2 tRNA genes and 2 rRNA genes are annotated in these 1,341 nt (G+C 48.5%); all 4 read right to left on the bottom strand.

Annotated elements, in window-relative coordinates:
• Positions 1-721: ribosomal RNA gene (locus QUA25_RS29215) — 23S ribosomal RNA — on the bottom strand; the annotation flags it as partial.
• Positions 722-913: 192 nt separating this feature from the next.
• Positions 914-986 (bottom strand) — tRNA-Ala (locus QUA25_RS29210).
• Between the two features lie 104 nt (positions 987-1,090).
• Positions 1,091-1,164 (bottom strand) — tRNA-Ile (locus tag QUA25_RS29205).
• Positions 1,165-1,280: 116 nt separating this feature from the next.
• A 16S ribosomal RNA gene (locus QUA25_RS29200) occupies positions 1,281-1,341 on the bottom strand; the annotation flags it as partial.

The following is a 1,341-nucleotide window of genomic DNA, read 5'->3' as shown; positions in this document are numbered from 1 at the left end:
CACCCGGGTTCGGGTCTATAAACAGTGACCTGTGCTTTCGCACGGGCGCTCTTGTCAAACTCGCTTTCGCTTTGGCTTCAACCCATAGGGTCTTAACCTGCCACTGCCTATAACTCGCCGGCTCATGCTTCAACAGGCACGCGGTCAGACGTTAAATCGTCCTCCCACTGCTTGTAAGCTAACGGTTTCATGTTCTATTTCACTCCCCTTCCGGGGTTCTTTTCACCTTTCCCTCGCGGTACTGGTTCACTATCGGTCACACAGTAGTATTTAGCCTTACGAGATGGTCCTCGCTGATTCACACGGGATTTCACGGGCCCCGTGCTACTCGGGATACAGTCACGCTCTTTTCTACTTTCGACTACAGGACTTTCACCTTCTCTGGTGCAGCTTTCAACTGCTTTGTCTAGCTTGAAGATACGTTTGTTGACTGTCCCACGACCCCAGAAGTAAAAACCTCTGGTTTAGGCTGTTTCCCGTTCGCTCACCACTACTTGGGAAATCGCTATTGCTTTCTCTTCCTCCAGCTACTAAGATGTTTCAATTCGCTGGGTTCGCCGCTATCAGTCTATGTATTCAACTGATGCTTACTGGGTTGCCCCATTCGGACATCTCCGGCTCAATGCTTGCTTCCAGCTCCCCGGAGCTTATCGTCGGTCGCCACGTCCTTCTTCGCCTCTGTGTGCCTAGGTATCCACCGTTAGCCCTTTGTAACTTGACCACTTGATTTTTTCATGGTGGTCGCTTGTCAGATCCTCCGATTGCTCGGATAACTGACACGCTTTGATGACTTAATTTCTATGCAGTTTTCAAGGTTCTGACTAGAGTTCTAGACTCCAGCATTCCGACTTTCACTCTCGATAGTCTAGGTGCTGATTTCTATTTTTTTGTAGTTGGTTACAGTTAGTGAGAGTGGAGGTAAGCGGACTCGAACCGCTGACTTCCTGCGTGCAAGGCAGGCGCTCTACCAACTGAGCTATACCCCCACTAAGCAAGTTCTGATTTTGATTGTCTGAGTCCTGAATTAATCCTGAATTAATTCTTGATTATCCATTACTCATTACTGACAATTCATCACTTTTTTTCCAGGTGGGCCATCCTGGATTTGAACCAGGGACCTCACCCTTATCAGGGGTGCGCTCTAACCAACTGAGCTAATAGCCCGCGAGTTCCGAACCAGTTAATAGTTTGAAAGCTTTGACATCTATTCCTCGAACGACCAGGGATGACTGATAACGACCTATTGTTTAGGTTCGGTCTATTATCAGATGGTCTCCCTAAAAGGAGGTGATCCAGCCACACCTTCCGGTACGGCTACCTTGTTACGACTTCACCCCAGTC

The sequence above is a fragment of the Microcoleus sp. Pol17C6 genome (assembly GCF_036701145.1).
In the GTDB taxonomy this organism is placed as follows: Bacteria; Cyanobacteriota; Cyanobacteriia; order Cyanobacteriales; family Microcoleaceae; genus Microcoleus.
The sequence above is the reverse complement of the archived record's forward strand: the minus strand, read 5'-3'. Positions and strand labels throughout refer to the sequence as shown.